Source organism: Cupriavidus sp. 22TCCZM01-5 (genome assembly GCF_057798915.1).
In genome coordinates, this window is sequence record NZ_JBYOJR010000080.1 from 1 (window position 1) to 1,434 (window position 1,434).

At 64.1% G+C, this 1,434-nt stretch carries 1 protein-coding gene; it reads right to left on the reverse strand.

Annotation, left to right across the window (positions count from 1 at the left end):
- Positions 1-275 precede the first annotated feature (275 nt).
- On the reverse strand, positions 276-974 hold the full coding sequence (locus AC3FNH_RS32480; protein WP_488722999.1) for a DUF899 family protein: 699 nt from the start codon (positions 972-974) through the stop codon (positions 276-278).
- Positions 975-1,434 lie beyond the last annotated feature (460 nt).

Sequence of the window (1,434 nt, forward strand, 5' to 3'; positions counted from 1 at the left end):
CAGCCCCAACACGATCTTCGCCCCGGTCACGCAGGTCGATGCCTCGACCCGCACCGACGTCGATATGAAGAGCGTGACGAATACCATCAACAACGTTGGCGGGATCGTCGCGGCCCTGCAGCATTGAGCCGTACCAGGTTGTATCCGGCGGAGGAGGAGGCGCGCCCGCGTTGCCCCTTGCCTCCGCCACCGCAAGGGCCGCCCTTTGACGGGCGGCCCTTGTTTGCGCTGAGATGGACGCTGAGACTGCGCGCGCGGCAAGCGGCGCGTCCGTGCTAATACTCCAGCTTCGGATACCAGTCTTTGCCCCGCCCTTGCGGCGTGGTGTCCAGCAGGCTCCACAGCGGGTCAAGGTCCGGCGCGCCACGCGGATCCTGTCCGGGGTCGGGCGGGATGCCGAACAACTCGCCGCTCCAGAAATGCCGGATCTTCCCGTCCCGGCGCGTGAAGACCGTATAACCCGGCATGTCCGCATCCTCTGGACTGACATAGTCGCGCGTGAAATCCCCGTCGACGTCCGCATAGACCTTCAGTTTGGTCCAGCCGCGCGCCCGCCTGGCGGCCACCAGCCGGTCGATGGGCGAGCGGGCCACCATCGCCAGCGCCACGCGTTGCTCGATATCCGGCACCTTGTGGTCCCACGATGCCATGATCGACGTGCACATTGGACAGGGCTTCTCGCGCTGAGGCCCGAACATGTAGCTGTAGATGACCAGCGTGTCCTTGTCGCCGAACAGATCGCCAAGCGTGACTGGACCGTTTTCACTTTGGAACGTATAGCGCTTCGTCACCTCGCCGCCTGGCGGCAGCCTGCGCCGCTGTTCGGCCACGCGTTCAATGTGCCGGCGCAATTCGATCTCCTCTGCGAGCAGCGCGTTGCGCGCCTGGCGGTATTCCGCGCTTTCATTGGGAAAGCGGATGGGGTTGCGTTGCGCCAGTTCGGTGGCGGGAACCAGTTCTGACTTTGCGTTCATGTCGACCCTCCTTCCAATCGGTCGTGCCGGGAAATGTGAGTCGCCCGCCCCGGGGCGGTGTCGACGCATTCCATGGCCCTGTCCTGATTCGTGTCCGCTGGCGGCGAATCGTTCCTCCTGATGGCCTCGTCGTTCACCGGCTGCCGCGCGGGTGTCGGCGCGTCGCAGACACGTGCTGGAGCAGTGTCGGTCCCGGGCAGACTGCACGCCGGCCAGGCCAGCCCCTCCCATCTTCGCCGAATTCATATTTTTCTTTTTGTTTTCAGACGCTTGCCTCCGAATTCCGGTGCCTGGACCGGTGCTGGCACACACCATGCGTATATGCCTGCGAGCGCAACACCCGATGCTCACCACCCTAAGCAAACCCAGTACCCCAAGGAGTTACATCATGTCCCTCACCATCCAGAACCTGCCGCTCGAACAAGACCTTGACCACGCCAAGATGGGCGCCGTGCGCGGC